Source organism: Nocardioides currus, assembly GCF_003057875.1.
Classification (GTDB): Bacteria; Actinomycetota; Actinomycetes; order Propionibacteriales; family Nocardioidaceae; genus Nocardioides; species Nocardioides currus.
In genome coordinates this window covers 587621-610064 of sequence record NZ_PYXZ01000002.1, presented here as the reverse complement: position 1 = coordinate 610064, position 22444 = coordinate 587621, and the positions used below count along the sequence as shown (strand labels likewise).

22 protein-coding genes are annotated in these 22444 nt (G+C 71.6%); 5 read left to right on the top strand and 17 right to left on the bottom strand.

The window, feature by feature from the left end; all coding sequences use genetic code 11:
* The first annotated feature begins 37 nt into the window (after positions 1-37).
* Positions 38-745 (top strand): LysM peptidoglycan-binding domain-containing protein, encoded by a 708-nt coding sequence (locus C7S10_RS22510; protein WP_114327790.1) that lies wholly within the window; start codon positions 38-40, stop codon positions 743-745.
* Positions 742-1275 (top strand): Rv3235 family protein, encoded by a 534-nt coding sequence (locus C7S10_RS08015; RefSeq protein WP_108343859.1) that lies wholly within the window; start codon positions 742-744, stop codon positions 1273-1275. The genes C7S10_RS22510 and C7S10_RS08015 overlap by 4 nt, the downstream gene beginning before the upstream one ends.
* 10 nt (positions 1276-1285) lie before the next feature.
* Here C7S10_RS08015 and secA read toward each other — a convergent pair whose 3' ends face one another.
* From secA to C7S10_RS07945, 14 genes are all read right to left on the bottom strand, one after another.
* Complete coding sequence (gene secA, locus C7S10_RS08010) at positions 1286-4138, bottom strand: preprotein translocase subunit SecA (protein WP_108343858.1); 2853 nt, start codon at positions 4136-4138, stop codon at positions 1286-1288.
* Between the two features lie 81 nt (positions 4139-4219).
* A complete protein-coding gene (locus C7S10_RS08005; protein WP_108343857.1) occupies positions 4220-5431 on the bottom strand; it encodes a winged helix-turn-helix domain-containing protein in 1212 nt (403 codons plus the stop codon).
* Complete coding sequence (locus tag C7S10_RS08000) at positions 5431-6114, bottom strand: response regulator (RefSeq protein ID WP_243395261.1); 684 nt, start codon at positions 6112-6114, stop codon at positions 5431-5433. The genes C7S10_RS08005 and C7S10_RS08000 overlap by 1 nt, the downstream gene beginning before the upstream one ends.
* Positions 6115-6164: 50 nt before the next feature.
* Positions 6165-6782 (bottom strand): ribosome hibernation-promoting factor, HPF/YfiA family, encoded by a 618-nt coding sequence (hpf, locus tag C7S10_RS07995; protein ID WP_108343855.1) that lies wholly within the window; start codon positions 6780-6782, stop codon positions 6165-6167.
* Between the two features lie 340 nt (positions 6783-7122).
* Positions 7123-7851 (bottom strand): ComF family protein, encoded by a 729-nt coding sequence (locus tag C7S10_RS07990; RefSeq protein WP_108343854.1) that lies wholly within the window; start codon positions 7849-7851, stop codon positions 7123-7125.
* A 65-nt stretch (positions 7852-7916) separates the two neighbouring features.
* Complete coding sequence (locus tag C7S10_RS07985) at positions 7917-9680, bottom strand: LpqB family beta-propeller domain-containing protein (protein ID WP_108343853.1); 1764 nt, start codon at positions 9678-9680, stop codon at positions 7917-7919.
* Positions 9677-11305, bottom strand: coding sequence for an MtrAB system histidine kinase MtrB (gene mtrB / locus C7S10_RS07980; RefSeq protein ID WP_108343852.1), 1629 nt, complete (start codon positions 11303-11305; stop codon positions 9677-9679). The genes C7S10_RS07985 and mtrB overlap by 4 nt, the downstream gene beginning before the upstream one ends.
* Before the next feature lie 19 nt (positions 11306-11324).
* Complete coding sequence (gene mtrA, locus C7S10_RS07975; RefSeq protein ID WP_108343851.1) at positions 11325-12023, bottom strand: MtrAB system response regulator MtrA; 699 nt, start codon at positions 12021-12023, stop codon at positions 11325-11327.
* A gap of 15 nt (positions 12024-12038) precedes the next feature.
* Positions 12039-13475 carry an adenosylhomocysteinase gene (gene ahcY / locus C7S10_RS07970; protein ID WP_108343850.1) on the bottom strand — a complete coding sequence of 479 codons (1437 nt, stop codon included), beginning with the start codon at positions 13473-13475 and terminating at the stop codon, positions 12039-12041.
* A gap of 117 nt (positions 13476-13592) precedes the next feature.
* A complete protein-coding gene (locus C7S10_RS07965; protein ID WP_108343849.1) occupies positions 13593-14606 on the bottom strand; it encodes a DUF808 domain-containing protein in 1014 nt (337 codons plus the stop codon).
* A gap of 47 nt (positions 14607-14653) precedes the next feature.
* Positions 14654-15685, bottom strand: a complete 1032-nt coding sequence (locus C7S10_RS07960; RefSeq protein ID WP_108343848.1) for an SIS domain-containing protein — start codon at positions 15683-15685, stop codon at positions 14654-14656.
* A 24-nt stretch (positions 15686-15709) separates the two neighbouring features.
* Complete coding sequence (locus C7S10_RS07955) at positions 15710-15886, bottom strand: Trm112 family protein (RefSeq protein WP_108343847.1); 177 nt, start codon at positions 15884-15886, stop codon at positions 15710-15712.
* Entirely contained in the window at positions 15883-17268 is a 1386-nt protein-coding gene (locus tag C7S10_RS07950; protein ID WP_108343846.1) for a phosphomannomutase/phosphoglucomutase, read from the bottom strand. Before C7S10_RS07950 ends, C7S10_RS07955 begins: the two co-directional genes overlap by 4 nt.
* A 54-nt stretch (positions 17269-17322) precedes the next feature.
* Entirely contained in the window at positions 17323-18126 is an 804-nt protein-coding gene (locus C7S10_RS07945) for a hypothetical protein (protein WP_133176460.1), read from the bottom strand.
* A gap of 133 nt (positions 18127-18259) precedes the next feature.
* Here C7S10_RS07945 and C7S10_RS07940 point away from each other — a divergent pair, with 133 nt between their 5' ends.
* Positions 18260-18667, top strand: a complete 408-nt coding sequence (locus tag C7S10_RS07940; RefSeq protein WP_108343844.1) for a hypothetical protein — start codon at positions 18260-18262, stop codon at positions 18665-18667.
* Positions 18668-18671: 4 nt separating this feature from the next.
* On the opposite strand, the gene uppS is transcribed toward C7S10_RS07940, so the two are convergent.
* Positions 18672-19349 carry a polyprenyl diphosphate synthase gene (uppS, locus tag C7S10_RS07935; protein ID WP_108343843.1) on the bottom strand — a complete coding sequence of 226 codons (678 nt, stop codon included), beginning with the start codon at positions 19347-19349 and terminating at the stop codon, positions 18672-18674.
* A gap of 79 nt (positions 19350-19428) precedes the next feature.
* Positions 19429-20760, bottom strand: a complete 1332-nt coding sequence (locus C7S10_RS07930; protein ID WP_108343842.1) for an HNH endonuclease signature motif containing protein — start codon at positions 20758-20760, stop codon at positions 19429-19431.
* A 106-nt stretch (positions 20761-20866) separates the two neighbouring features.
* Between C7S10_RS07930 and C7S10_RS07925 the strand changes: the two genes are divergently transcribed.
* Positions 20867-21499 carry a class I SAM-dependent methyltransferase gene (locus C7S10_RS07925; RefSeq protein WP_108343841.1) on the top strand — a complete coding sequence of 211 codons (633 nt, stop codon included), beginning with the start codon at positions 20867-20869 and terminating at the stop codon, positions 21497-21499.
* A 105-nt stretch (positions 21500-21604) separates the two neighbouring features.
* Here the strand turns inward: C7S10_RS07925 and C7S10_RS07920 are convergent, their stop codons facing one another.
* Positions 21605-21961 carry a DUF3499 domain-containing protein gene (locus tag C7S10_RS07920; protein WP_108343840.1) on the bottom strand — a complete coding sequence of 119 codons (357 nt, stop codon included), beginning with the start codon at positions 21959-21961 and terminating at the stop codon, positions 21605-21607.
* 50 nt (positions 21962-22011) lie between these two features.
* Here C7S10_RS07920 and C7S10_RS07915 point away from each other — a divergent pair, with 50 nt between their 5' ends.
* Entirely contained in the window at positions 22012-22437 is a 426-nt protein-coding gene (locus C7S10_RS07915) for a metallopeptidase family protein (RefSeq protein WP_108343839.1), read from the top strand.
* Positions 22438-22444: the final 7 nt, after the last annotated feature.

The following is a 22444-nucleotide window of genomic DNA, read 5'->3' as shown; positions in this document are numbered from 1 at the left end:
TGAATGACGCAAACAGACGCAAACGAAAGGTTTGAGGATGTCTCGGGGGAAGCAATCGGCACCGACTCGCGGACTCGCCGTCTGGCTGCTGGTCACGACCGCGGTGCTGGCCACGTGGTCCGGCGTCGGCGGCCCGGCCTCGTCGTTGGCGGCGGCCGCGACGTGGCACGGCACGTTCGAGGAGCTGCTCGTCGCCGTGGCGGCCGCCGCGACGTGCGTGTGCGCGACCTGGCTGTGGCTCGTGACGACCGCGACCGTGGTCGACGTGGTGCGGGGCCGAGTCCCCGCTCGCCCGCCGCGTGGCCTCACCCGGCGGCTGGTGCTGGTCGCCTGCGGCGTGGCCGTGGTCGCCGGCGTGGGCAGCCCGGCCCTGGCCGGGACCGGGACCGGCACCGGGACCGGCACCGGGACCGGGTCCGCCGAGCCGTCCCTGGTCGGGCTCCCGATGCCCGACCGCGCCGTCGCGCGCACGAGCAGCCATGCCGCCCCGCGGCCGGCTCCCGCTGAGCCCGCACCGCCCGTCACCGTCCGGGCGGGGCCCGCATCACCCATCACGGTCCGGGCGGGCGACTCCCTCTGGACGATCGCCGCCGCCCGCCTCGGCCCCGGAGCCGACGAGGCCGACATCGACCACGCCTGGCGCGAGCTCTACGCCGCCAACCGCGCCGCGATCGGCAGCGACCCCGACCTGATCCGCCCCGGGCTCGACCTCGAGACACGACCGCACGGAGAGGCACACCCATGACTCCACAGCCCGACGCCACCGTCATCCCGCTGCGCCGTGCCGTCCCCGTGGCCAGCGTGCAGGGATCGCTCGCCCTCGACCTGACCCCGCGCCTCGACCCGCCGGAGACCGATCGACCTGTGCGCGCGGCCGGCGGCCCACCGACCCGGCCGACCGACCTGGTCAGCGCCGATCCCGCTCAACGAGCGGGGCTGGACCGGTTCGTGCGCCGCCACCTGGCCTGCGCCGTCGAGATCGCCTGCGGCGACCGACCCGGCGCCCAGCTGCTGCGGCACTGCTCCCCCGAGGTCCACGCCGACCTCGCCCGGCGCGCCCAGCTCGTCATCCGTGCGGCCGGCACCACGGCCGCGTCGGGCCGCGGCCGGGGCGCTGTGCGACCGGTGCTGCGTTCCACGCACACCAGCCTGGTCGACGACGAGGTCCTCGAGGTGTCGGCCCACGTGCGCTACGGCGCGCGGTCTCGCGCCCTCGCCGCCCGCTTCGAGGTCGTCGAGGGTCGCTGGCAGTGCGTGGCCCTGGAGTGGGCCTGAGCAGCGGTCGTCAGCCGCCCGCGCGGGTGGTGTAGCCAGACGCCCCGCCGGGCGCGCCGTGGCACTGCTTGAACTTCTTGCCCGAGCCGCACGGGCACTTCTCGTTGCGGCCGGTGCCGGCGAACGGGTCGTCCTCGACCGCGGCGGCGACGACCTCGGCCTCGCCGTCCTCGCTCGGGGCGGAGTAGGACAGGTTGGCCGGCTTCGCCTTCGGCTCCAGCCCCTTCGCCCGGATCTGCGGGGCGTGCTGGTGGTCGTGGGCGTGGTCGGCGTGCGCCTGGGCCTGCGCGAAGTCGATCTGCGGGGTCGTCGGGTCCAGCGTCGGCGTGCCGGCGCGGTCGGCGTCGGTGAACGTGTCGTCCTCCTCCTCGACCTCGACCTGGAGGTTGAACAGGAACCCGACCGACTCCTCCTTGATGCCGTCCATCATGGCGGCGAACATGTCGAAGCCCTCGCGCTGGTACTCCACGAGCGGGTCGCGCTGGGAGTAGGCCCGCAGGTAGATGCCCTCGCGCAGGTAGTCCATCTCGTAGAGGTGCTCGCGCCACTTGCGGTCGAGCACGGACAGGACCACGCGCCGCTCGAGCTCGCGCATGACCTCCTCGCCCATCTCGGCCTCGCGACGGTCGTACGCCGACTGGATGTCCTTCTTCAGGTCCTCGATCAGCACCTCGCGGCTCAGGCCCGCGCGGCCGCCGGCCGCCTGGGTCACCGAGTCGGCGGTGAGCTCGCTGGGGTAGATCTGGTGCAGCGCGGTGAAGAGCCCGTCGAGGTCCCAGTCCTCGGCGTAGCCCTCGGTGGAGCCCATGACGTAGCCGGTGATGACGTCGTCGATGAAGGTGCGGATCTGCGCCTCGAGGTCGGCGCCCTCGAGCACCTTGCGGCGCTCGCCGTAGATGACCTCGCGCTGGCGGTTCATCACGTCGTCGTACTTGAGGACGTTCTTGCGGGACTCGAAGTTCTGCGACTCCACCTGGCCCTGGGCGCTCGCGATGGCGCCGGTGACGCGCTTGTTCTCGATCGGCACGTCGTCGGGGACCTTGAGGACCTGGAGCACCCGGTCGACCCAGTCGGACTTGAACAGGCGCATCAGCTCGTCCTGGAGCGAGAGGTAGAACCGGGACTCTCCCGGGTCACCCTGGCGTCCCGAACGACCACGCAGCTGGTTGTCGATGCGGCGCGACTCGTGGCGTTCGGTGCCGACGACGTAGAGGCCACCGAGGCTCTTGACCTCGTCGTGCTCGTTGGCGACAGTGCCCTTGACCCGCTCGAGCGTCTCGGCCCAGGCGGCCTCGTAGGCCTCGGCGGTCTCGCCAGTCGGCTCGAGGCCCTGCTTGCGCAGCTCCTGGTCGGCGAGGAACTCGGTCGAGCCGCCGAGCATGATGTCGGTGCCTCGACCGGCCATGTTGGTGGCGACGGTGACGGCGCCCTTGTGGCCCGCCATCGCGACGATCTTGGCCTCGTCGGCGTGGACCTTCGCGTTGAGGACGGTGTGCGGCACGCCCTTCTTCTTCAGCAGGCCCGAGAGGAGCTCGGACTTCTCGACCGAGACGGTGCCGACGAGGATCGGCTGGCCCTTCTCGTTGCGCTCGGCGATGTCCTCGACGACGGCGTCGTACTTCGCCTCCTCGGTGCGGTAGACCAGGTCGCCCTGGTCGACGCGCGACATCGGCTTGTTGGTCGGGATCGGCACCACGCCGAGCTTGTAGATCTTGTCGAACTCGCTGGCCTCGGTCATCGCCGTACCGGTCATCCCGGACAGCTTCTCGTAGAGGCGGAAGTAGTTCTGCAGGGTGACGGTGGCGAGGGTCTGGTACTCCTCGCGGACGGTCACGCCCTCCTTGGCCTCGATCGCCTGGTGCAGGCCGTCGTTGTAGCGCCGGCCGGCGAGCATGCGGCCGGTGTGCTCGTCGACGATGAGCACCTCGCCCTCCATGACGACGTACTCCTTGTCGTTGCGGAACAGCTCCTTGGCCTTGATGGAGTTGTTCAGGAACGAGATGAGCGGGGTGTTGACCGAGTCGTAGAGGTTGTCGATGCCGAGGTGGTCCTCGACCTTGGTGATGCCGGGCTCGAGCACCGAGATCGTGCGCTTCTTCTCGTCGACCTCGTAGTCGGTGTCCTTGACCAGGCTGCGGGCGATGGTCGCGAACTCGGCGTACCACTTCACCTCGTCCTGCGTCGGGCCGCTGATGATGAGCGGGGTGCGGGCCTCGTCGATGAGGATCGAGTCGACCTCGTCGACGATGGCGAAGTTGTGACCGCGCTGGACGCACTCCTCGATCGAGTCGGCCATGTTGTCGCGCAGGTAGTCGAAGCCGAGCTCGTTGTTCGTGCCGTAGGTGATGTCGGCGGCGTACGCCACGCGACGCTCGTCGGGACGCATGCTCGGCAGGATCACGCCGGTGGTCAGGCCGAGGAAGTGGTGGATGCGACCCATCCACTCGGCGTGGTACTTCGCGAGGTAGTCGTTGACCGTGACGACGTGGACGCCCTTGCCGGACAGCGCGTTGAGGTAGGCCGGGAGCGTGGAGACCAGGGTCTTGCCCTCACCGGTCTTCATCTCGGCGATGTTGCCGAGGTGCAGCGCCGCGCCGCCCATGACCTGGACGTCGTAGTGCCGCTGGCCGATGACGCGCTTGGACGCCTCGCGCACCACCGCGAACGCCTCGGGCATCAGGTCGTCGAGGGTCTCGCCCTTCTCCAGCCGGTCCTTGAACTCCTGGGTCATCCCCTGGAGCTCCTCATCGGTCATCGAGACGAAGTCGTCCTCGATGGCGTTGACCGCCTTGGCGATCGTCTCCAGCTGACGCAGGATCTTGCCTTCGCCGATGCGGAGGAGCTTGTCGATGATGGCAGGCACGGTGATGCGACTCCGATGGATGAGGATGGTTCTGGTCTGGGTCGCGCGGGGCGCGGGGCGGCCGGATGGCCGTCGATCATGCTACCCACGCCACCCAGCCGCGGCCGAAGCGGCGGCGAGTGCGGGCGCGAGATCCCCACGGGGCTCGACCGTGATGCTGGTCAGGTCGAGCCAGCCGGCGAGCCGAGCCAGCTCGGCGGCCAGCTCCTCGGGCGTCCCGGCGGGGGCGGCGGGCTCGGCGTAGGCGCCCTTGACCAGCAGGCGACCGGTCGCCCGGTCGGCCTTGAGGTCGACGCGGGCGACGATCGCGTCGCCCAGCAGGAACGGCAGCACGTAGTAGCCGTGGACCCTCTTCTCGGCGGGGACGTAGATCTCGATGCGGTAGAAGAAGTCGAACAGCGCCTCGGCCCGGTCGCGCTCCCACACGACGGGGTCGAACGGGCTGAGCAGCGCCCGGGCGGCGACCCGCCGCGGCAGGCGCGCCTCGGTGTGGAGGTAGGCCTGCTTGTTCCAGCCCTGGACCCGCACGGGCTGGAGCTCGCCGGCCTCGACGAGGGTCTGCACCGCCGCGGTCGTCGCCGCGACCGACATCCGGTAGTAGTCGGCGAGGCACCTGATCGAGCCGACGCCGTGCGAGCGGGCGGCGCGACGCACCAGCTCGAGGTCGGCGTCCTCCTTGGTCGGGGTCGGCAGGGCGAGCACGTCGGCGGGGAGCACCCGTTCCGGGACGTCGTACAGCACCTCGAACTGGCTGGTGCGGCCGGCGATGGCGACGTCGCCGACGAGGAAGAGGTAGTCGAGGACCTTGCGGGCGTCGGACCAGTTCCAGCCCCAGTGCTCCTTGGTGCGCGGGCCGCTGAACTCGTCGTCGAGCTCGCGCGCCGTCACCGGTCCGCGGTCCCGGACGGCGGCCAGGATGCGCGGCTCCAGCTCGGTGTCGGCGGCGAAGCCCCACTTGCCACGCTCGCTGCGGTAGCGGTCCATGCGGTGCTGCATGACCGGCCACAGGTCCACCGGCATGAACGCCTGCACGTGCGCCCAGTACTCCACCATCCGCCGCGGCCTGCGCTGCGAGGCGCGGCGCAGGAGGTCCTGGTCGTAGGCGCCCATCCGCGAGTAGAGCGGCATGTAGTGCGCGCGCTGGAGCACGTTGACCGAGTCGACCTGGAGCACCCCCGTGCGGGCGAGGGTGCGCTGGAGCGTGGCCAGGCTGGGCGTGGCGTGTGCCCGGTCCGTGAAGCCCTGGGCGGCCAGCGCGATGCGCCGGGCCTGGAGGTTGGTCAGCGACTCCATCACGGCAGGTCGAGCAGCTTCTCCTTCATGGCGTACATGACCGCTTCCATGCGCGAGTGGAGCTGGAGCTTCTCCAAGATGTTGCGCACGTGGTTCTTGACGGTGTTCTCGGAGATGAAGAGCTCCTTGGCCACCTCGCGGTTGTTGAGGCCGCGCGCCACGAGCCGCAGCACCTCGAGCTCGCGCTCGGTGAGCTTGAGCGCAGTGCTCTGCTCCTTCTCGGGCTTGGACATCTGCTTGAACTCGTCGATCAGCTTGATCGCCATCGACGGGCTGATCAGCGACTGCCCCTCGTTGACCACGCGGATCGCCTGGGCGACCTCCTCGATCGAGGAGTCCTTGAGGAGGTAGCCGGAGGCGCCGTTCTTGACCGACTCGTAGAGGTCGGCCTCCTCGTCGGAGACCGTCAGCATGATGATCTTGGCGGAGGGGACGGCCTCCTTGATCGCGCGGCAGGCCTCGACGCCGGAACGGCGCGGCATGCGTACGTCGAGCAGCACGACGTCCGGCGCCAGCGACTCGGCCAGCTCGGTGCCGTGGACGCCGTCGGCGGCCTCGCCGACGACGTTGATGTCGGCGTCCTGGGCGAGGAGCATGGTCAACCCTCGACGGAAGAGCTCCTGGTCGTCGACCACGAGCACCCGGATGGGCTCGGTCCCTGGCGTTGCTGTTGCCTCGGTCACGCCCGCATCATGACAGACGCGGGCGTGACCGGCATTGCTCGGGCGTGTGTCTAGTCGAGGTCGAGCGAGATCACGCCGTAGTCGTAGCCGCGGCGGCGGTAGACGACCGACGGCTTCTCGCTCTCCTTGTCCACGAACAGGAAGAAGTCGTGGCCGACCAGCTCCATCTCGTAGAGGGCCGTGTCGAGGGTCATCGGCTCGGCGGCGTGCGTCTTCTCCCGCACGACCAGCGGCCCGTCGCCGGTGACCGTGATGGGGCCGACCTGGCGTTCGGTGACGGTCTCGTCGGCGTCCTCGCTCACGAGGATCGCGTCGGCGCTGCCGGCCAGCGCCTGCCCGACCGAGACGGGGGTGTGGCGGCCCCGGTGGACTCGGCGGCGATCGGCCGCGCGTCGCATCTGGGAGGCCATCTTGTCGAGGGCGAGGTCCAGCGCGCCCATCTTGTCGTCGGCGGCGGCCTCGGCGCGGATCACCGGACCCTTCGAGAAGGCGGTGAGCTCGACCCTGACGGATCGATCGTGCTGGCGGGGGTTCTTCTCCTGTTCGACCTCGACCTGGACGCGGATGATCCGATGATCGTGCTTCTCCAGACGGGTGAGCTTCTCCGAGACATGTTCACGGAACCTGTCGGACACTTCGCAGTGCCGACCGGTGACGACAACATCCATGTGAACCTCCTGCTAGCAGGGTTGCGTGACGCGCACCTCAGCACTCTGATTGACCGAGGTGGCATGGAGTCCGCCCGGCCGACCTGGTCTTCGTCCCCACAATCGCCTGCGGGAGCTTTCGCAGCTTGGATGCCACTACCGGCCCTCTCCCGACGGTCGCCGTGTCTGACGGCGGCGCCGAAGCAGGACTTACCTCTAAGCCGCACCGTGATCGGCTGTCTCCAGCCTTACGTGGGCCGTTTCGCCTGCGACTGGCATCGGCTTGCCACCCGGGGTGGTGCGCACGCGCACCGGTCCGGATGACGCAACCACGGACCCGGACGGACTCCATGAAGAGACGCTAGCCCGTCGTGGGCCGCGACGAAAGGCGGGTCGGTGTTTGGTCCGGAATCCGGCGCCGGGTCGCCGCGACGGTCGCGACAGCGACCGGCCGCAGACCCACGGCGGACAGGGCCCTCGCTGCCTCGGCGGCACTCGCGCCGGTGGTCAGGACGTCGTCGCAGATCACCACGCGCGCCCGGGCGCGTCGCCGCGCGAGGCGCGCCAGGCCCGGCGACGGGCACGACATCGACCCGGCCAGGTTGTCCGCCCGCTCCCGCGCCGACAGCCCCGCCTGGTCCACCACACGACGGCTCGAGACCAGGAGCGACGCGCTCGTCGCGTCGTACGCCGCTGCCCGCAGCTGCCTCGCCGCGAGCCGCGCGAGGGTCCCCATCGGGTCGTAGCCCCGGCGCCGGCTCGACCCGGGCCGCGACGGCACCGGGACCAGGACGACGGGACCGTCTCCCGCCGCGACCGCCGCCCGGACGGCGACGGACAGCAGCCCCGCCAGCACGGACCGGAAGGCGAACTGACCACGGTCCTTGTGCCCGATCACCATCGCGCGGACGGCGCCGTCGTGGTCGGCCACCGACCACGGCACCGGGAGCCCCGCCGGGGTCGGCGTCGGCCAGCGGACGCACGCGGTGGTGGGGAGCGCGGCCCGGCACGGGTCGCAGAGCATCCGCCCGGGATGCGCGCAGCCCACGCACTCGCTGCCGGTCACGAGGTCGAGGAGCACGTCACGCACGGGCCCATCGCAGCACCGGGACGCGGTCCGGCCAAGGACGGGTGCGCGGCCTGTGGAGGACCGGCTCAGCCGACGTAGGTCAGCGAGGTGACACCCGCCGGGAGCGGGACGAGCGTGCGCTCGGGCGCCGCGAGGTCGCTGATCGCGTCCGGGGCGACGGCGAACACCTCGGCGTCGGTCACCGGCGAGCCGACGAGGTCGCGGACCCCGCCGCGGAGCCGGGACGCGCCCTCGATGCCGAGGTCGCCGGGCGAGCCGTCGACCGAGATCGTCTCGACCTGGGAGAGGTCCTCGTTGATGTCGGTCAGCACCGAGATCGCGGTCGGGGAACGCCAGCCGATGTCGCGCACCACCGAGGTGGCGTCGTCGGGCTCGAAGTCGAGCACCACGGCCCGGGTCGCACGGAGCACCCGCCCGCCGTCGGTGTGCAGGATCCTGCTCGCCACCACCCGGTCCCCCCTGGGCGTCCGGACGACGGCGACCAGACGGCTGCCGTCGCGGGAGACCAGCAGGTGGCGGACGTCGCGGCGGCTGATGCCCGGCACGTCGATGCTCCTCGGCGCCTGCTCCCCGACGACCACGCTGATCTGCGCGCGACCCCCGGCGCGGTCGGCGAGCCAGATGCGGTCGGCGAAGTCCCACGCGGGCGGCAGCAGGTCCCTGGCGCCGCTGGCCACCTCGACGGCGCGACCGCTGGTGTCCACCGGCGCGACGATCACGCTCCGCCCGTCGCCGGAGACGCCGGCGACGCGGTCGCCCGTGAGGTCCACGCCGATCGAGCGCACACCCAGGCGGGCCGTCCCCATCGGGCCCGGCGTGGGCGAGAGGGCGCCGACGGAGCCGCGGACCAGCCTGCCGTCGAGCAGGCCGAACAGGTCGCCGCTCGACTGCGCGCCCGTGGGGTCGTAGGCGTCACCGGTGCTCAGGCCGACCTGCGAGACCGCGCCACCCAGGCCCTGCTCCTCCTCGTCGCCGATGGTCAGCCGCAGCGCGCGGACCCGGGGCTCCTGGCGCAGGGTCCAGATCAGCTGGGTGAGGATCCGCTGCCGGACGTCCTCGTCGACGGCGCTCGGCTCGCCCTCCAGCGAGACCTGGGCGATGCCGCCGGAGGTGATCGGTACCGAGACCCCCGCGGTGAACCCCGGCGGCACGAACGTGCGGTCCAGCCGCGGGTCGAGGAGCGGGTCGTCGAGCAGGCCACGGACCATCGAGGACGCGAGCTGGTCGCCCTCCGGGACGAACACCGGCTCGGGGACGAAGATCTGCGCGGTGGGGTCGAAGAAGTAGAGCGAGACCCGGCTGAACTCGTCCTCGAACCACGTCGTCGGCACCATCAGCGCATTGGGCAGCTCGTCGATGCGCCACTCGCCGTCCTCGGTGGTGAGCTCGAAGGTCGTCACCTGGCCGACCCGCGATCCCTGCCACGCGCCGCGGCCGTCGTACAGCTCGACGCCGGCCATGGGTACGGCGACCTGCTGCTCCCCGACGGCGTCGCCGAGCTCGTCGTAGGTGACGATCCCGTCCTCCGGCTCCCACCGCTGCTGCGCGTCGGCGGTGAGGAACTCGCGGGCGACGCTGGCGCTGCTCGGGGTGGCCTTCATGGCCTCGAGGAAGTTGGCGACGATCTCCGTGGCCGACTCCCCCGGCTGCGGGGGCTTGGGGTCGAAGCCGATGCCGGTCGCGGTGCTGGTCGCGACCTGGTCCTCGACCTCGGTGACCGGGCCGTCGCTGGGCATCCGCACGCACGACGACAGCAGCAGGGCGGCGAGCGTCGCGAGGCCGGCGCCGGCGAGACGGGCCGGGGGACGGGGCGTGCCTCGGGTCCTCATGCCGTCTCCTTGGCGTCGAGCGGGACGAGCGGGATCGGGCTGTGACGCAGCGGCTGGCTGAGCCGCCGCGGCAGAGTCAGGCGGAACTGCGACCCCTCGCCCGGGCGCCCCCAGGCCTGGAGCCAGCCGCCGTGCAGGTGCGTGTCCTCGAGCGAGATGGACAGGCCCAGGCCGGTGCCGCCGCTGGTGCGGGCACGGGCGGGGTCGGCCCGCCAGAAGCGGTTGAAGACCATCGCCGACTCCCCCGGTCCGAGGCCGACGCCGTGGTCACGGACCGCGATCGCCGCCGAGTGCTCGTCCCCGCCGACGAGGATGTGGATGTCGCGGGACTCGGCGTGGTCGATGGCGTTGGTGACGAGGTTGCGCACGATCCGCTCCACGCGGCGTACGTCCGCCTCGGCCAGGCAGGGATGGCCGGGGCTGTCCACGATCACCCGGGTGTCACGCTGGTCGGCCAGCGCGCTGGTGTTGTCGGCGACCCGACGCGCGACGTCGACCAGGTTGACGTCGTCGGCCTCGAGCACCGCGGCGCCGGCGTCGAAGCGGCTGATCTCGAGCAGGTCGGCGAGCAGCACCTCGAACCGGTCGAGCTCGGTCTGAAGGAGCTCGGCGGCCCGGGCGGTGGCGGGGTCGAAGTCGCTGCGGGCGTCGTGGAGGACGTCGCCGGCCATCCGCACCGTCGTCAGCGGCGTCCGGAGCTCGTGCGAGACGTCGGAGACGAAGCGGCGCTGGAGGCGGCTGAGCTCCTCGAGCTGGCGGATCTGCTTCTGCAGGTTGCTGGCCATCTGGTTGAACGAGGTCGCGAGCCGGGCGAGGTCGTCCTCACCGGTCACCCGCAGCCGCTCCTGGAGGTGGCCGGCCGCCAGCCGCTCGGCCACCCGGCGGGCCATCCGCACCGGGGTGACCACCTGGCGGGCGACGATCCAGGCGAGCCCGGCGACGAGCAGGAGGAGCAGCGAGCCGGCGGTGACGAGCGCGCGCCCCACGAGGGCGAGCGTCTGGCGCTCCTCGTCGAGGGAGTAGATGTAGTAGAGCGTGTAGGTCTTGTTGTCCGCCGGCAGCGTCACCTGGCTGCCGACCACGATCCCCGGCCCCTCGGGCAGGCCAGCGATGGGCCGGTTGGTGGCGATGGTCGTGAAGGTCCACGCGGTCGCCGCGGGCTCCGAGAAGTGCAGCTCGAGCGACTCGGGCACGCTGCTCTCGTCGAGGCCCTGCGTGAACTTGGTGCCGCCGTCGGAGAGCCGCGCACCGTCGCCGACCGCCGGCGAGAGGATCACCGCGAAGCCGCGGGAGGCGCCGCGGCCGATGATCGGCTCGACCAGGTCGTCCTGCTGGCCCGACTCGTCCACGTCGATGCCCCGTGCCGCGCGCAGCAGCTCACGGGCGTCGTTGGTCTCGTTCTCCGCCTCAGCGATGACCTGGTCGACCCGGTTGTCGACGAGGCCGTCGCGGGTCTGCTGCATCAGGAAGGCGCCGACGATGCCGACCACGACGGCCGAGAGCAGCACCGTGCTCGCCACGACCCGCGCCTGGACCGAGCGGCGCCAGAACGTGAGGGCGCGGGCGATCGCACGGGTCGCTCGGTCGAGCGGCCGGGGCGGACCTTCATCGACGGGGGTGGCCATGGTCGTCGGCGGGTGCGCCCTACGCCGTACCGGCCTTGTAACCGACGCCGCGGACCGTCACCACGATCTCGGGGTTCTCCGGGTCGTGCTCGACCTTCGACCGCAGGCGCTGGACGTGGACGTTGACCAGCCGGGTGTCGGCACTGTGGCGGTAGCCCCAGACCTGCTCGAGGAGCACCTCGCGGGTGAAGACCTGCCACGGCTTGCGCGCGAGGCAGACCAGCAGGTCGAACTCGAGCGGGGTCAGGTTGACCGACTGGCCGGCCCGGGTGACCGAGTGGCCCGCGACGTCGATCGAGAGGTCGCCGATGGTGAGGGTCTCGCTGGTGGGGGCGTCGTTGCGGCGCACCCGGGCGCGGATGCGGGCGACGAGCTCCTTGGGCTTGAACGGCTTCACGACGTAGTCGTCGGCGCCCGACTCGAGGCCGAGGACGACGTCGATGGTGTCGCCCTTGGCCGTCAGCATCACGATCGGCACGCCGGACTCGGCGCGGATCTCCTTGCAGACGTCGATGCCGTCCTTGCCCGGCAGCATCAGGTCGAGCAGGACGAGGTCGGGCCGGAAGCTGCGGAAGGCTTCGAGGGCCTCGTCGCCACGGGTGACGATCCGGCTCTCGAAGCCTTCCTGGCGCAGCACGATGGACAGCATCTCGGCGAGCGACGAGTCGTCGTCGACGACCAGGACGCTGCCCCTCGTGGGCTGCTCAGTGACGCTCATGCAGGCAAGTCTGCCTCAGTAGCGGTACAGGTCGGACTTGTACGGTCCGGCCACGTCCACCCCGAGGTAGGCAGCCTGCTCCTTGGTCAGCTCGGTCAGCTCGACACCGAGGGCGTCGAGGTGCAGGCGGGCGACCTCCTCGTCGAGGTGCTTGGGCAGCACGTGCACGCCGAGCTCGTACTGGCTGGCCTTGCTGAAGAGCTCGATCTGGGCCAGCACCTGGTTGGTGAACGAGTTGGACATGACGAACGACGGGTGGCCGGTCGCGTTGCCCAGGTTGAGGAGCCGACCCTCGGACAGCACGATGATCTTCTTGCCGTCGGGGAAGATCCACTGGTGGACCTGGGGCTTGATCTCGTCCTTGACGACGCCCGGGATCTTGGCCAGCCCGGCCATGTTGATCTCGTTGTCGAAGTGGCCGATGTTGCCCACGATCGCCTGGTGCTTCATCTTCTCGAAGTGCTCGACCCGGATGATGTCGAAGTTGCCCGTCGTGGTGATGAAGATGTCCGCGGTCTCGACGACCGACTCGAGGCGCTTGACCTCGTAGCCGTCCATCGCGGCCTGCAGCGCGCAGATCGGGTCGATCTCGGTGACGATGACGCGAGCGCCCTGGCCGCGCAGCGACTCGGCGGAGCCCTTGCCGACGTCGCCGTAGCCGCACACGACGGCGACCTTGCCGCCGATCATGACGTCGGTGGCGCGGTTGATGCCGTCGATGAGCGAGTGGCGGCAGCCGTACTTGTTGTCGAACTTCGACTTGGTGACCGAGTCGTTGACGTTGATCGCCGGGAAGAGCAGCGTGCCCTCACGGAAACGGTCGTAGAGGCGCAGGACGCCGGTGGTGGTCTCCTCGGAGACGCCCTTGATGTCCTTGGAGATCTTGGTCCAGTGGTCCGGCTTGGACGCGACCGAGCGGGCCAGGACGCGCAGCACCTCCTTGAACTCCTCGTTGTCGGTGCTGTCGAGCGGCGGGACGACGCCGGTCTTCTCGTACTCGACACCGAGGTGCAGCAGCATGGTGATGTCGCCACCGTCGTCGAGGAGGACGTTGGGGCCACCCTCGGCGAAGTCGAAGACCTTCTCGGCCTCGTCCCAGTACTCGGCCAGCGTCTCGCCCTTCCAGGCGAAGACGGGGGTGCCGGCGGGCGCGTCGACGGTGCCGCCCTTCGACGGGTGACCGACGACGACCGCGGCGGCCGCGTGGTCCTGGGTCGAGAAGATGTTGCAGGTGGCCCAGCGGACGTCGGCACCGAGCGCGGTGAGCGTCTCGATGAGGACGGCCGTCTGGATCGTCATGTGCAGCGATCCGGCGATCCGGGCGCCGGCGAGCGGCTGGCTCGCACCGAAGCGCTCGCGCATGGCCATGAGGCCGGGCATCTCGTGCTCGGCGAGCTCGATCTCCTTGCGGCCGTACTCGGCCAGGCTGAGGTCGGCAACCTTGAAGTCCATGTTGTCTCCTGAAGTCGTGGAGCTGATCTGCGCCGCACATCTGTGCGTCTCGGGATCTCCCGCGCGGACCCGGAAAGCGTAGGACCGGGATCACGTATTCACGCAATCCTCGAGGGGCTAGTGGGCGCCGCCCGAACCGTGTCCCGAGCGACCCGGGATCACGTGCATGACCGCCACGACGACGGCCCCCACCACCAGCCCGACGATCGCCGAGAGCACGGTGTTGGTCAGCCAGCCGGCGACGGCGCCGACCGAGCCGAGGGCGTGGTGGACGTCCTCCTCGAGGTGGTGCACCCAGCTGTACGGCGCGTGGAGCACGTCGGCGATGGTCCCGCTCAGCGAGGTGGACAGCTCGTCGAGGCTGATGAGCAGGATGTGGCCGCCGACCCAGAGCATCGCGGCGGTCCCGACGACCGAGATGACGGCGAGCACCTTGGGCATGCCGGCCACCAGCGCGTGCCCGATCCGCTGGGACGAGGACGAGTCCTTGGACGCGAGGTGGACGCCGATGTCGTCCATCTTCACGAGCAGGGCGACGAAGCCGTAGACGGCGAGCGTGATGAACAGGGCGACCACGATCAGGATCGCCGCGCGGGCGAGGAACCCGGCGTCGGGCGAGGAGTCGACGACCTCCTTGAGGGCGATCACCATGATCTCGGCCGAGAGGATGAAGTCGGTGCGGATGGCGCCGGCGACCGTCGCCTTCTCGTGCTCGGGAGTCATCCCGCCCTGCTCGGTGAGCTGGTGCTCCGCCTCGTCCGCCTGCTCGTCGTGGCCGCTGACCTTGAGCCAGATCTTCTCGGCGCCCTCGTAGGCGAGGAAGGTGCCGCCGAAGATCAGCAGGATCGGCAGCAGCCAGGGCGCGAACTCGCTGAGGACCAGCGCCGCGGGCAGGATGAAGAGCAGCTTGTTGCGCAACGAGCCGACGGCGATCTTCTTGATGATCGGCAGCTCGCGATCGGCGGCCGAGCCCTCGAGGAACTGCGGTGTCACCGCCGTGTCGTCGACCACCACGCCGGCGGCCTTGGCGCTCGCGCGGCCGGCGGCGGCACCGATGTCGTCGACGGACGCGGCCGCCAGCTTCGCCATCGCAGCCACGTCGTCGAGCAGCGCGAAGAGTCCTCCGGCCATCAGGCGATCTCCTTCACGTCGGTCACGCGGCGCAGCCTATCCAGCGCTCAGTCGTCGACGAGCCCGAGGCGGAGGTACTCCGCCGCGTAGGTGCCTTGCAGCACGAGCGACGCGTAGCGGGCGACCTCGGTCCCGGCGTCGGTCGTCAGCGTCTCGACGCGGATGCCGCGACCGTCGGCCGCTGCCTGGAGGCGGCCGCGGTGCTCGCGCACCACCGGGTCGTCGGCGCCGTCGTCGAGGACCACCAGCAGGGGACGCAGCTCGCCGGCGTCGTCGGCGAAGGGGTCGGCGAAGACGTCGCGCTGCTTGGCGGCCTCGATCAGGGGCAGCAGGTGCTCGGCGTCGGCCCCCAGCGCGCTGCGCCCGCTCGCGCGGCGCAGCGACTCGGCCACGCGGCGGGCGGCGCGCGCGGCGAGCACCGAGCCGCCCCACACGACGGGGGTCGCGTCGGCCAGCGCGATGGCCAGCATCTTGGCGGGGTTGACGGCCAGGTCGTGGTGGGGCGAGCAGGAGACGGCCACGCCGTCGAGGGCGGTGGCGACGCTGTCGGCGTCGGCGCGCGGACCGAGGCCGACCTGCTCGAGGTAGTCGAGCATGACGACCGCCGTGGCCAGCTGGTCGCCGGTCACCGTGGGCAGGATCGTCGTGTAGCGACCGGCGGCGTGCTCGGCCACCAGGGAGGTCGGCGGGCAGGCGACGACCACCTGCGCCCCGCGGCGTACGGCCTCGGCGACGGCCGACGCGGAGCCGGTGTCGGAGCCCTCGGGCGCCAGCATCACCACGAGGTCGAGGCTGCCGGCCCAGCCGGGCAGAGCGGGGCCGGGCCAGGCGACGAACGGCACCGGGCACCACGGCTCCAGCACCGCACGCAGGAGCCGGGAGTCGGGGCCGGCGGCGATGACGGCGCGGGGCCGGGTCGCCGTGCGGTCACGGGCGATCGCCTCGGCGGTCGCGGCCTCGGCGTCGTGCGCCTCGCGCCGGACGCGGGCGCCGCTCTCGGCGAGGGCACGCAGGCGCACGTCGATGGTCGCGAGCGCCCGCTCGTCGTCGAGCCGGGAATCGTCGAACCAGGTTGCCACGTCGTGCCTCCCCTCGCCCCGTCCTCAGGCGGGCTTGCGGGCCTCGTCGACCAGCAGCACCGGGATGTCGTCGCGCACGGGATAGGCCAGGCCGCACGACGTGCAGACGAGCTCCTCGGCGCCGATCGTCGCCCGGGCCTCCAGCTCGCCGTGGCAGTCGGGGCAGACGATGATGTCCAGCAGTCCCTGGTCGATGTTCATGACGCACTCCTGATGGTGGTGAGGATCTCGTCGCGCACCCGCTCCATCGTGGCACGGTCGCGACCTTCGGCGTTGAGTCGCAGCAGCGGCTCGGTGTTGGACGGACGGACGTTGAACCACCAGTCCGCGTGGCTGACCGTGAGGCCGTCGAGGCGGTCGGTGGTGACGCCGTCGGCGCCGGTGAACTGCTCCTCGAGGCCATCGACGATGCTGGCCTGGTCGTCCACCGTCGAGTTGATCTCGCCGCTGACGACATAGCGCTCGTACGCCGCCATCAGCCCGCTCAGCGGCTGGTCGGTCTCCGCCAGGGCGGCGAGGGCGTGCAGCGCCGCGAGCATGCCGGAATCGGCCTTCCAGAAGTCGCGGAAGTAGAAGTGGCCGCTGTGCTCGCCCCCGAAGATCGCTCCGGTCTCGGCCATCGTGGCCTTGATGTAGGAGTGGCCGACGCGGGTGCGGACCGGGGTGCCGCCCAGCTCGGTGACGATCTCGGGGACGGCGCGGCTGGTGATCAGGTTGTGGATGATCGTCGATCCGGGCTCCTTGGCGAGCTCGCGGGCGGCGATCAGCCCGGTCAGGGTGGAGGGGCTCACGGCCTCGCCCCGCTCGTCGACGAGGAAGCAGCGGTCGGCGTCGCCGTCGAAGGCCAGGCCGATGTCGGCACGCTCGGCCACCACCCGCTGCTGGAGGTCGGCGAGGTTGGCCGGCTCGATCGGGTTGGCCTCGTGGTTGGGGAAGGTGCCGTCGAGCTCGAAGTACATCGGCACGACCTCGACGAGGTCCGCGCCGAGCCGGTCGAAGACGGTCGGCGCGGTGAGGCCGGCCATGCCGTTGCCGGCGTCGACGACGACCTTGAGCCGGCGTCCGGCCACCGGCGCGAGGGAGAGCAGGTGGGCGGCGTACGCCTCGAGGACGTCCTGCTGGCTGATGCTGCCGATGGCGGCGGCCGGACGGTGCCCGCCGCGGCCGACGGAGGCGGCGATCTCGGCCAGGCCGGTGTCGGTGCCGATGGGCGTGGCGCCGGCGCGGCACATCTTCATCCCGTTGTAGGCCGCCGGGTTGTGGCTCGCGGTGAACATCACGCCGGCGTGGCCGAGGTGGCCGGAGGCGAAGTAGAGCTGGTCGGTCGAGGCGAGGCCGATCATGACCACGTCGGCTCCGGCCTCGGTCGCGCCCTGCGCGAAGGCGGCCGCGAGCGCCGGGGAGCTCGGGCGCATGTCGTGGCCGATCACGATGGTCGGGGCTCCGATCACCTCGACGAACGCCGCGCCGGTAGCGTGGGCCAGCGCCTCGTCCAGCTGGTCGGGGACGGTGCCGCGGACGTCGTACGCCTTGAAGATCGCGGCGATGTTGGCTGGATCCAGCGTGCTGGCGCTCGTCGGCATGGGTGCAGCGTAGTCAGGGCGCCCGTCGTCCCTGCGGGCCAGGGGCCCGCGACCTCAGCTCGTGATCGCCGCGGACTCACCCAGCGGCAGCGACTCGACGTGGACGGCCTCGTCGAGGTCGATCAGTCCGCGTTCGCGCAGGGTCGCGACGGCACGTCGCCGCTGCGTGATGAGGTGCTCCCGCTCGCCGGCCGCCAACGCCTCCACCAGATCGCGTGCGCGGGCAGGATCCGGGTCCCCCACCCGTTCGAAGTGCGTCAGCACTGCGTCGCGGCGGCCTCGCGACGCGGAGACGATGGCGGCCAGGGACACCGCCGCTACGACGGTGGCGGCCCACACGGGCAGCGAGGCGGGCGCGGCGGACAGGACCTCGACCTGCCAGGCGTTCGCCAGCCCCCGCAGGGCGAGCAGCCCGAACCCGACATCGAGGGCCAGGCACACGACCTCCGGGGTGGTCCATCGACGGTTGCCCGTCCACCAGCGCCGCAGCACGAGGACCGGCCCGGGCAGGGACAGCGCGAAGCACGCGACGACGATCGGCACACCGAGCCAGGACTCGAAGCCCTCGAACTCCATCGCCCCGCCACCCGCGGTGGTGAACCAACCGCTCCCGGTGGCGAACATCCCGGCCATGGGCAGGACGAACAGCGGGATGAAGACCAGGTCGTCGCGGCGGGCAGGGCGCGGACCGTCACCCGTGGCACCTGCGCGGTACCGGCCCCGCCACCCCAGCGAACGCAGGACCTGGTCGTACTGCTGGAGGACGTACAGGTCCAGGTCCCTGAGGCGGAAGTCCCGCGGGGAGACGCTCTCCGACCATTCTCGGACGGTCGGCACCCTGCGCGTCCGAGTCGTCATGTAGGTCGTCCCGTTCCGATCCGTGCGAGCTCCCCCGAGGTCGCGGCCGGTGACAAGGTACGACACCCGACCCTGCCGTGGTTCCCAGGCTCGAGCGGGTCCCGTCGGGGGTCGTCGGCGGTAGCGTGGATGCATGGCGGTGGACCTGGCCTGGATCGCGGCGGTGGTGGCTGCGATCTGCGTCGTGTGCCGGGTCGTGCTCCAGCGGCCGCTGCCGGTGGTGGTCCGACTCTGGGGCTGGTCGGCCGCGTCGGTCCGGCGTCACCGACCCGCGCGCCCGACCGTCCGCCCGATCGAGCTGATCGCCTCCGACGCGCGGCGGCTCGGCCACCGCTTCCACCACCCCGGCGCCGGCGCGTCGTTCGTGAAGGTGGAGAGCGTGCGGTGGGCCTACGACAAGGTCCTCGGCGAGAGCTGTGCCGCCCTCGGGGTGGTGCACCTGCTCGACGTCCTGCCGGTCGGGGCCGAGCGGGACGCCGAGCGGGAGCGGGTCGAGTGGCTGCTGAGCCAGTGCGGCCTCGATGTCGACGACGCGGCCTGAGCGATCACTGGCTGGCGACCCGGTCGCCGTACATCCGCAGCGCAGCCTCGAAGTCCTCGCGCGCGAACGCCGGCCAGGCCTTGTCCGAGACGACCACCTCGGCGTGCGCGGTCTGCCAGGGCAGGAAGCCGGAGAGCCGGTGCTCGCCGCTGGTGCGGATGACGAGGTCGACCTCCTTGCGCGGTCCCCCGCCGAGGTGCCCGGTGATGACGGCGGGGTCGGTGGCGTCGTGGCCGGCCCGGATCGCCGCGCGGACGGCGTCGACGATGTCGGCGCGGCCGTCGTAGGCGATCGCCATGGTGAGGTGGCGCGGCCGACCCGCGGTGTCGCGCACGGCCGACGTCAGGACCGTCCGCGCCTCGCCCGGCAGCAGTGCGAGGTCACCCGCGACGTGCAACGACCACTCCCGGCTCCTCATCACGAGGTCGGGCAACGTCCCCGTCAGCAGGTCGAAGAGGTACTGCACCTCGGTCGCCGAGCGCTTGCGGATGTTGTCGGCCGAGAGGACGTACGTCGTGAGGTGCTCGATCCCTGCCTCCGCACACCACCCCAGGAGATCCTCGACGTGCTGGGCACCGACGCGGTGGCCGGCGCTCGCGCTGGCGTGCCCTGCAGCCCGTGCCCACCTCCGGTTGCCGTCCATGACGACGCCGAGGTGGGTCGGTACGGCGGTCTCACTCACAGTCCGCACGCTACCGATCAGGTGCGTGCGTGCCTGGGACCCCGCGGCAGGTGGGGCTGCGGGGTGTGGGGCGGGGTGGTCACTCGTCGGGCGGGTGGGTTGTCGGTTCGATCTCGCGAGTGCCGGTGTGGTCGCGGAGGTACTGATGGCCGTGGGGGCTGGTCCACACGTACTCCCCGGCAGCGGTCATGGCGTAGTGCCAGCGGCCGTGGGTCTTGAGGCGGTGGTGGCGGCGGCAGAGCGCGGCGAGGTTGTCGGTGGCCGTCGGGCCGGGCTGGGTCTGTCCGGGTGGGAGGTCGTGGTCGTAGGGGGTGACGTGGTCGAGGTCGCAGCCGCGGGCGTTGCGGCCGCACCAGGGGAACACGCAGGTCCGGTCCCGGGCGATGACGTGCTCGCGCATCGTCGGGGTCGGGGTGTAGCCGGTGGTCTCGAGCCGCTGGTGGAGGTCGAGCACGGGCCGGACGGTGATCTGGACGTCGGGGCGTCCGCACCAGATGCGGACCTGCTCGGCGGTGAGCACCCGTCCGCCGGCCTGCTCGACGAACCCCGTCAGCCCACTCGCTGGGTGTCCGGTGATGGCGTCGGCGGGAAGGTGGGCGTGGAGCACGATCTGCGTCGTCGCGGGCACGGGGGTGGTGGGAGCGGGGTCGGTGTCGTAGCCGAACGCGAGCTGGTGGCGGGCGAGGTCGCCGAGCGCGGTGGCGCGGCGGCCGTCGAGGGTGTCGGTGGACCCGAGCGCGGCGAGTCTGGCGGCACCGTGGGTGACGGCCTCGGCCAGGGTGAGGGCGTCGGGGATGGTGAGGTCGGCCTCGAGGTGCATGGTCCCGTCGAAGGACACCTGGTCGGTGGTGAAGGTGACGTGCCGGGAGTCAGCGGCCGCGGCCAGGTCGGCCGCGCGTTGGTCGGGCATGTGGCGGGCGCGGGCGTGGTCGATCAGCCGGGTCAGCTGGGTGGGGGTGAGGCGGTTGGCGCACCAGGCGGTCTGCTCGTCGACGTACGCCGCGGCGGCGGGGGTGAGGTCGACGGTGGTCTGCGCGACCCGCCGCGCCCGCCACGGGGTCACGTCCCCAATCAGCACCCCCGCCCACAGGTGGGGTAGGCGGTGGCGGAGCTCGATGACGTCGGTCAGCCAGGACCCGATGGCGTCGCAGGTCTGTCCGAGGATGGTGGCGAGGTCGGGGATGGTGAACTCGTCGATCGCCGGTGACCCTTCCCCGGCGAGGGTCTTCGGCGACTGGAAGCAGGCACTCGGATCGGCCGGGTCGAGGACCGGGTGCAGGTCCACCCAGTGTGCGGCCAACCGCATCGACCGGACCTCGGATGCTGACCGCAGGTCCTGCTCGGCGCGCAGCGCAGCGAGCACCCCGGCCGGGGTGTCCGGCACGGTGGTGGTGGTCGCGGTCGGTGTCATGGGTCAAGCCAAGCAGGGACCACCGACAATGGAGTTCCGGTTTCGGGCCGATCTGGACCGGCTGTGGAGAAGTCTCTTGACCAGCAACGGCACTAGCCTCGCCACTGTGAGCGAGACCGACTGGGTGGACTGGCACCGGGCCTATGAGCGGCCGGACTCGGGCCTGGGCGCTCGTCTCGACGCCGTGCGCGCGCAGATCGAGCGTGTCCTCGACCGCACCGCGCCCGATCCGATCCGGGTGGTCAGCGCGTGTGCCGGCGACGGACGGGACCTGCTGGGCGTGCTCGCCCACCGACCGGACGCTGCCCGGGTCAGCGCCGTCCTGCTCGAGTCGGACGCCGCGCTGGTCGCTCGGGCCCGGGACGCGGCGACCGACCTCGACGCGGAGGTGGAGGTGAGGCACACGGACGGGGGCCAGAGCGACTCCTACGACGGCTGTGTGCCGGCCGACCTGGTGCTCCTCTGCGGCATCTTCGGCAACGTCGGCGACGCCGACGTCCGGACCACCGTCCGAGCTGCTCCCCAGCTGTGCTCACCCGGAGCCCCCGTCATCTGGACCCGGCACCGCCACGATCCGGACCTCACGCCCAGCATCCGGCAGTGGTTCGCCGAGGCCGGTTTCGAGGAGGTCGCCTTCATCGCGCCGGACGAGGACGAGTGGTCGGTCGGCGTCCATCGCCTCGCCGTGGCTCCCAGCCCTCTCGAGCTCGGCCGGCACTGGTTCAGCTTCGTCCGCTGACGCGGAGCGACGCACGCGATCGGGGTTTCGAGGCTCGCTGCACTCGCACCTCAACCACCGACGGGAGAAAGCGCTCGCACCTCAACCGACGAGGACGCCGGGACGTCAGTCCGAGCTGAAGACCCGCAGGTGCCCGCGCTTCTCCCCGAGACGCGGGTCGTCGGCGGAGTGGAGGGGCGGGGCGGGCTCGGGCGGACGGGCGGCCTCGCGGACGGCGTCGGCGAGGGCGAGCAGGTCGTCGGAGCTCGGGCCGCGGGGCTTGACGTCCGAGGCGAGGCGCAGGACCTCCCAGCCGCGGGGGGCGGAGAGGCGCTCGGAGTGGAGCTCGCAGAGGTCATACGCGTGCGGCTCGGCGTAGGTGGCCAGCGGTCCGAGGACGGCCGTCTGGTCGGCGTACACATAGGTCAACGTGTTGACGGCGCTGCGACCGCAGGCCGTGCGCGAACAACGACGGAGACTCACCCGCCAGACGCTACCCGCCGACCCGCCGCGCGACCTTTAGGCTCGCGGTTGTGATCGAGGGCAGGCGGGCCACCCGCGACCGGCGTGGCCGGGGTCAGCGCGGGCCGGGCATCGTGCCTCTCGACCCGCGGGTGCCGGAGCGCCCGACCCGCCGGGAGCGCTTCGACCGCCTGGTGCTCGACGTCGTCACCGAGGTCGACACGCGCTGGCACAAGCAGCTGGGCCTGGTGGAGTACGCCGTCGAGGACACTCCCCTGCTGCCCGCCGACTGGGGCGACCAGACCGTCCCCCTGTCCTCGCTGGTGCGCGGCACCGGCGGCAACGCGACCCGGCTGGTGCTCTTCCGGCGCCCGATCGAGCACCGCTGCGAGTCGCGTGCCGACGTCGAGGCGATGGTGCTGATGCTCGTCGTCGAGCAGGTCGCCGAGCTCCTGGGCCTGCCGCCCGAGGATGTCGACCCGCGCTACGAGGCCTAGTCCGTCA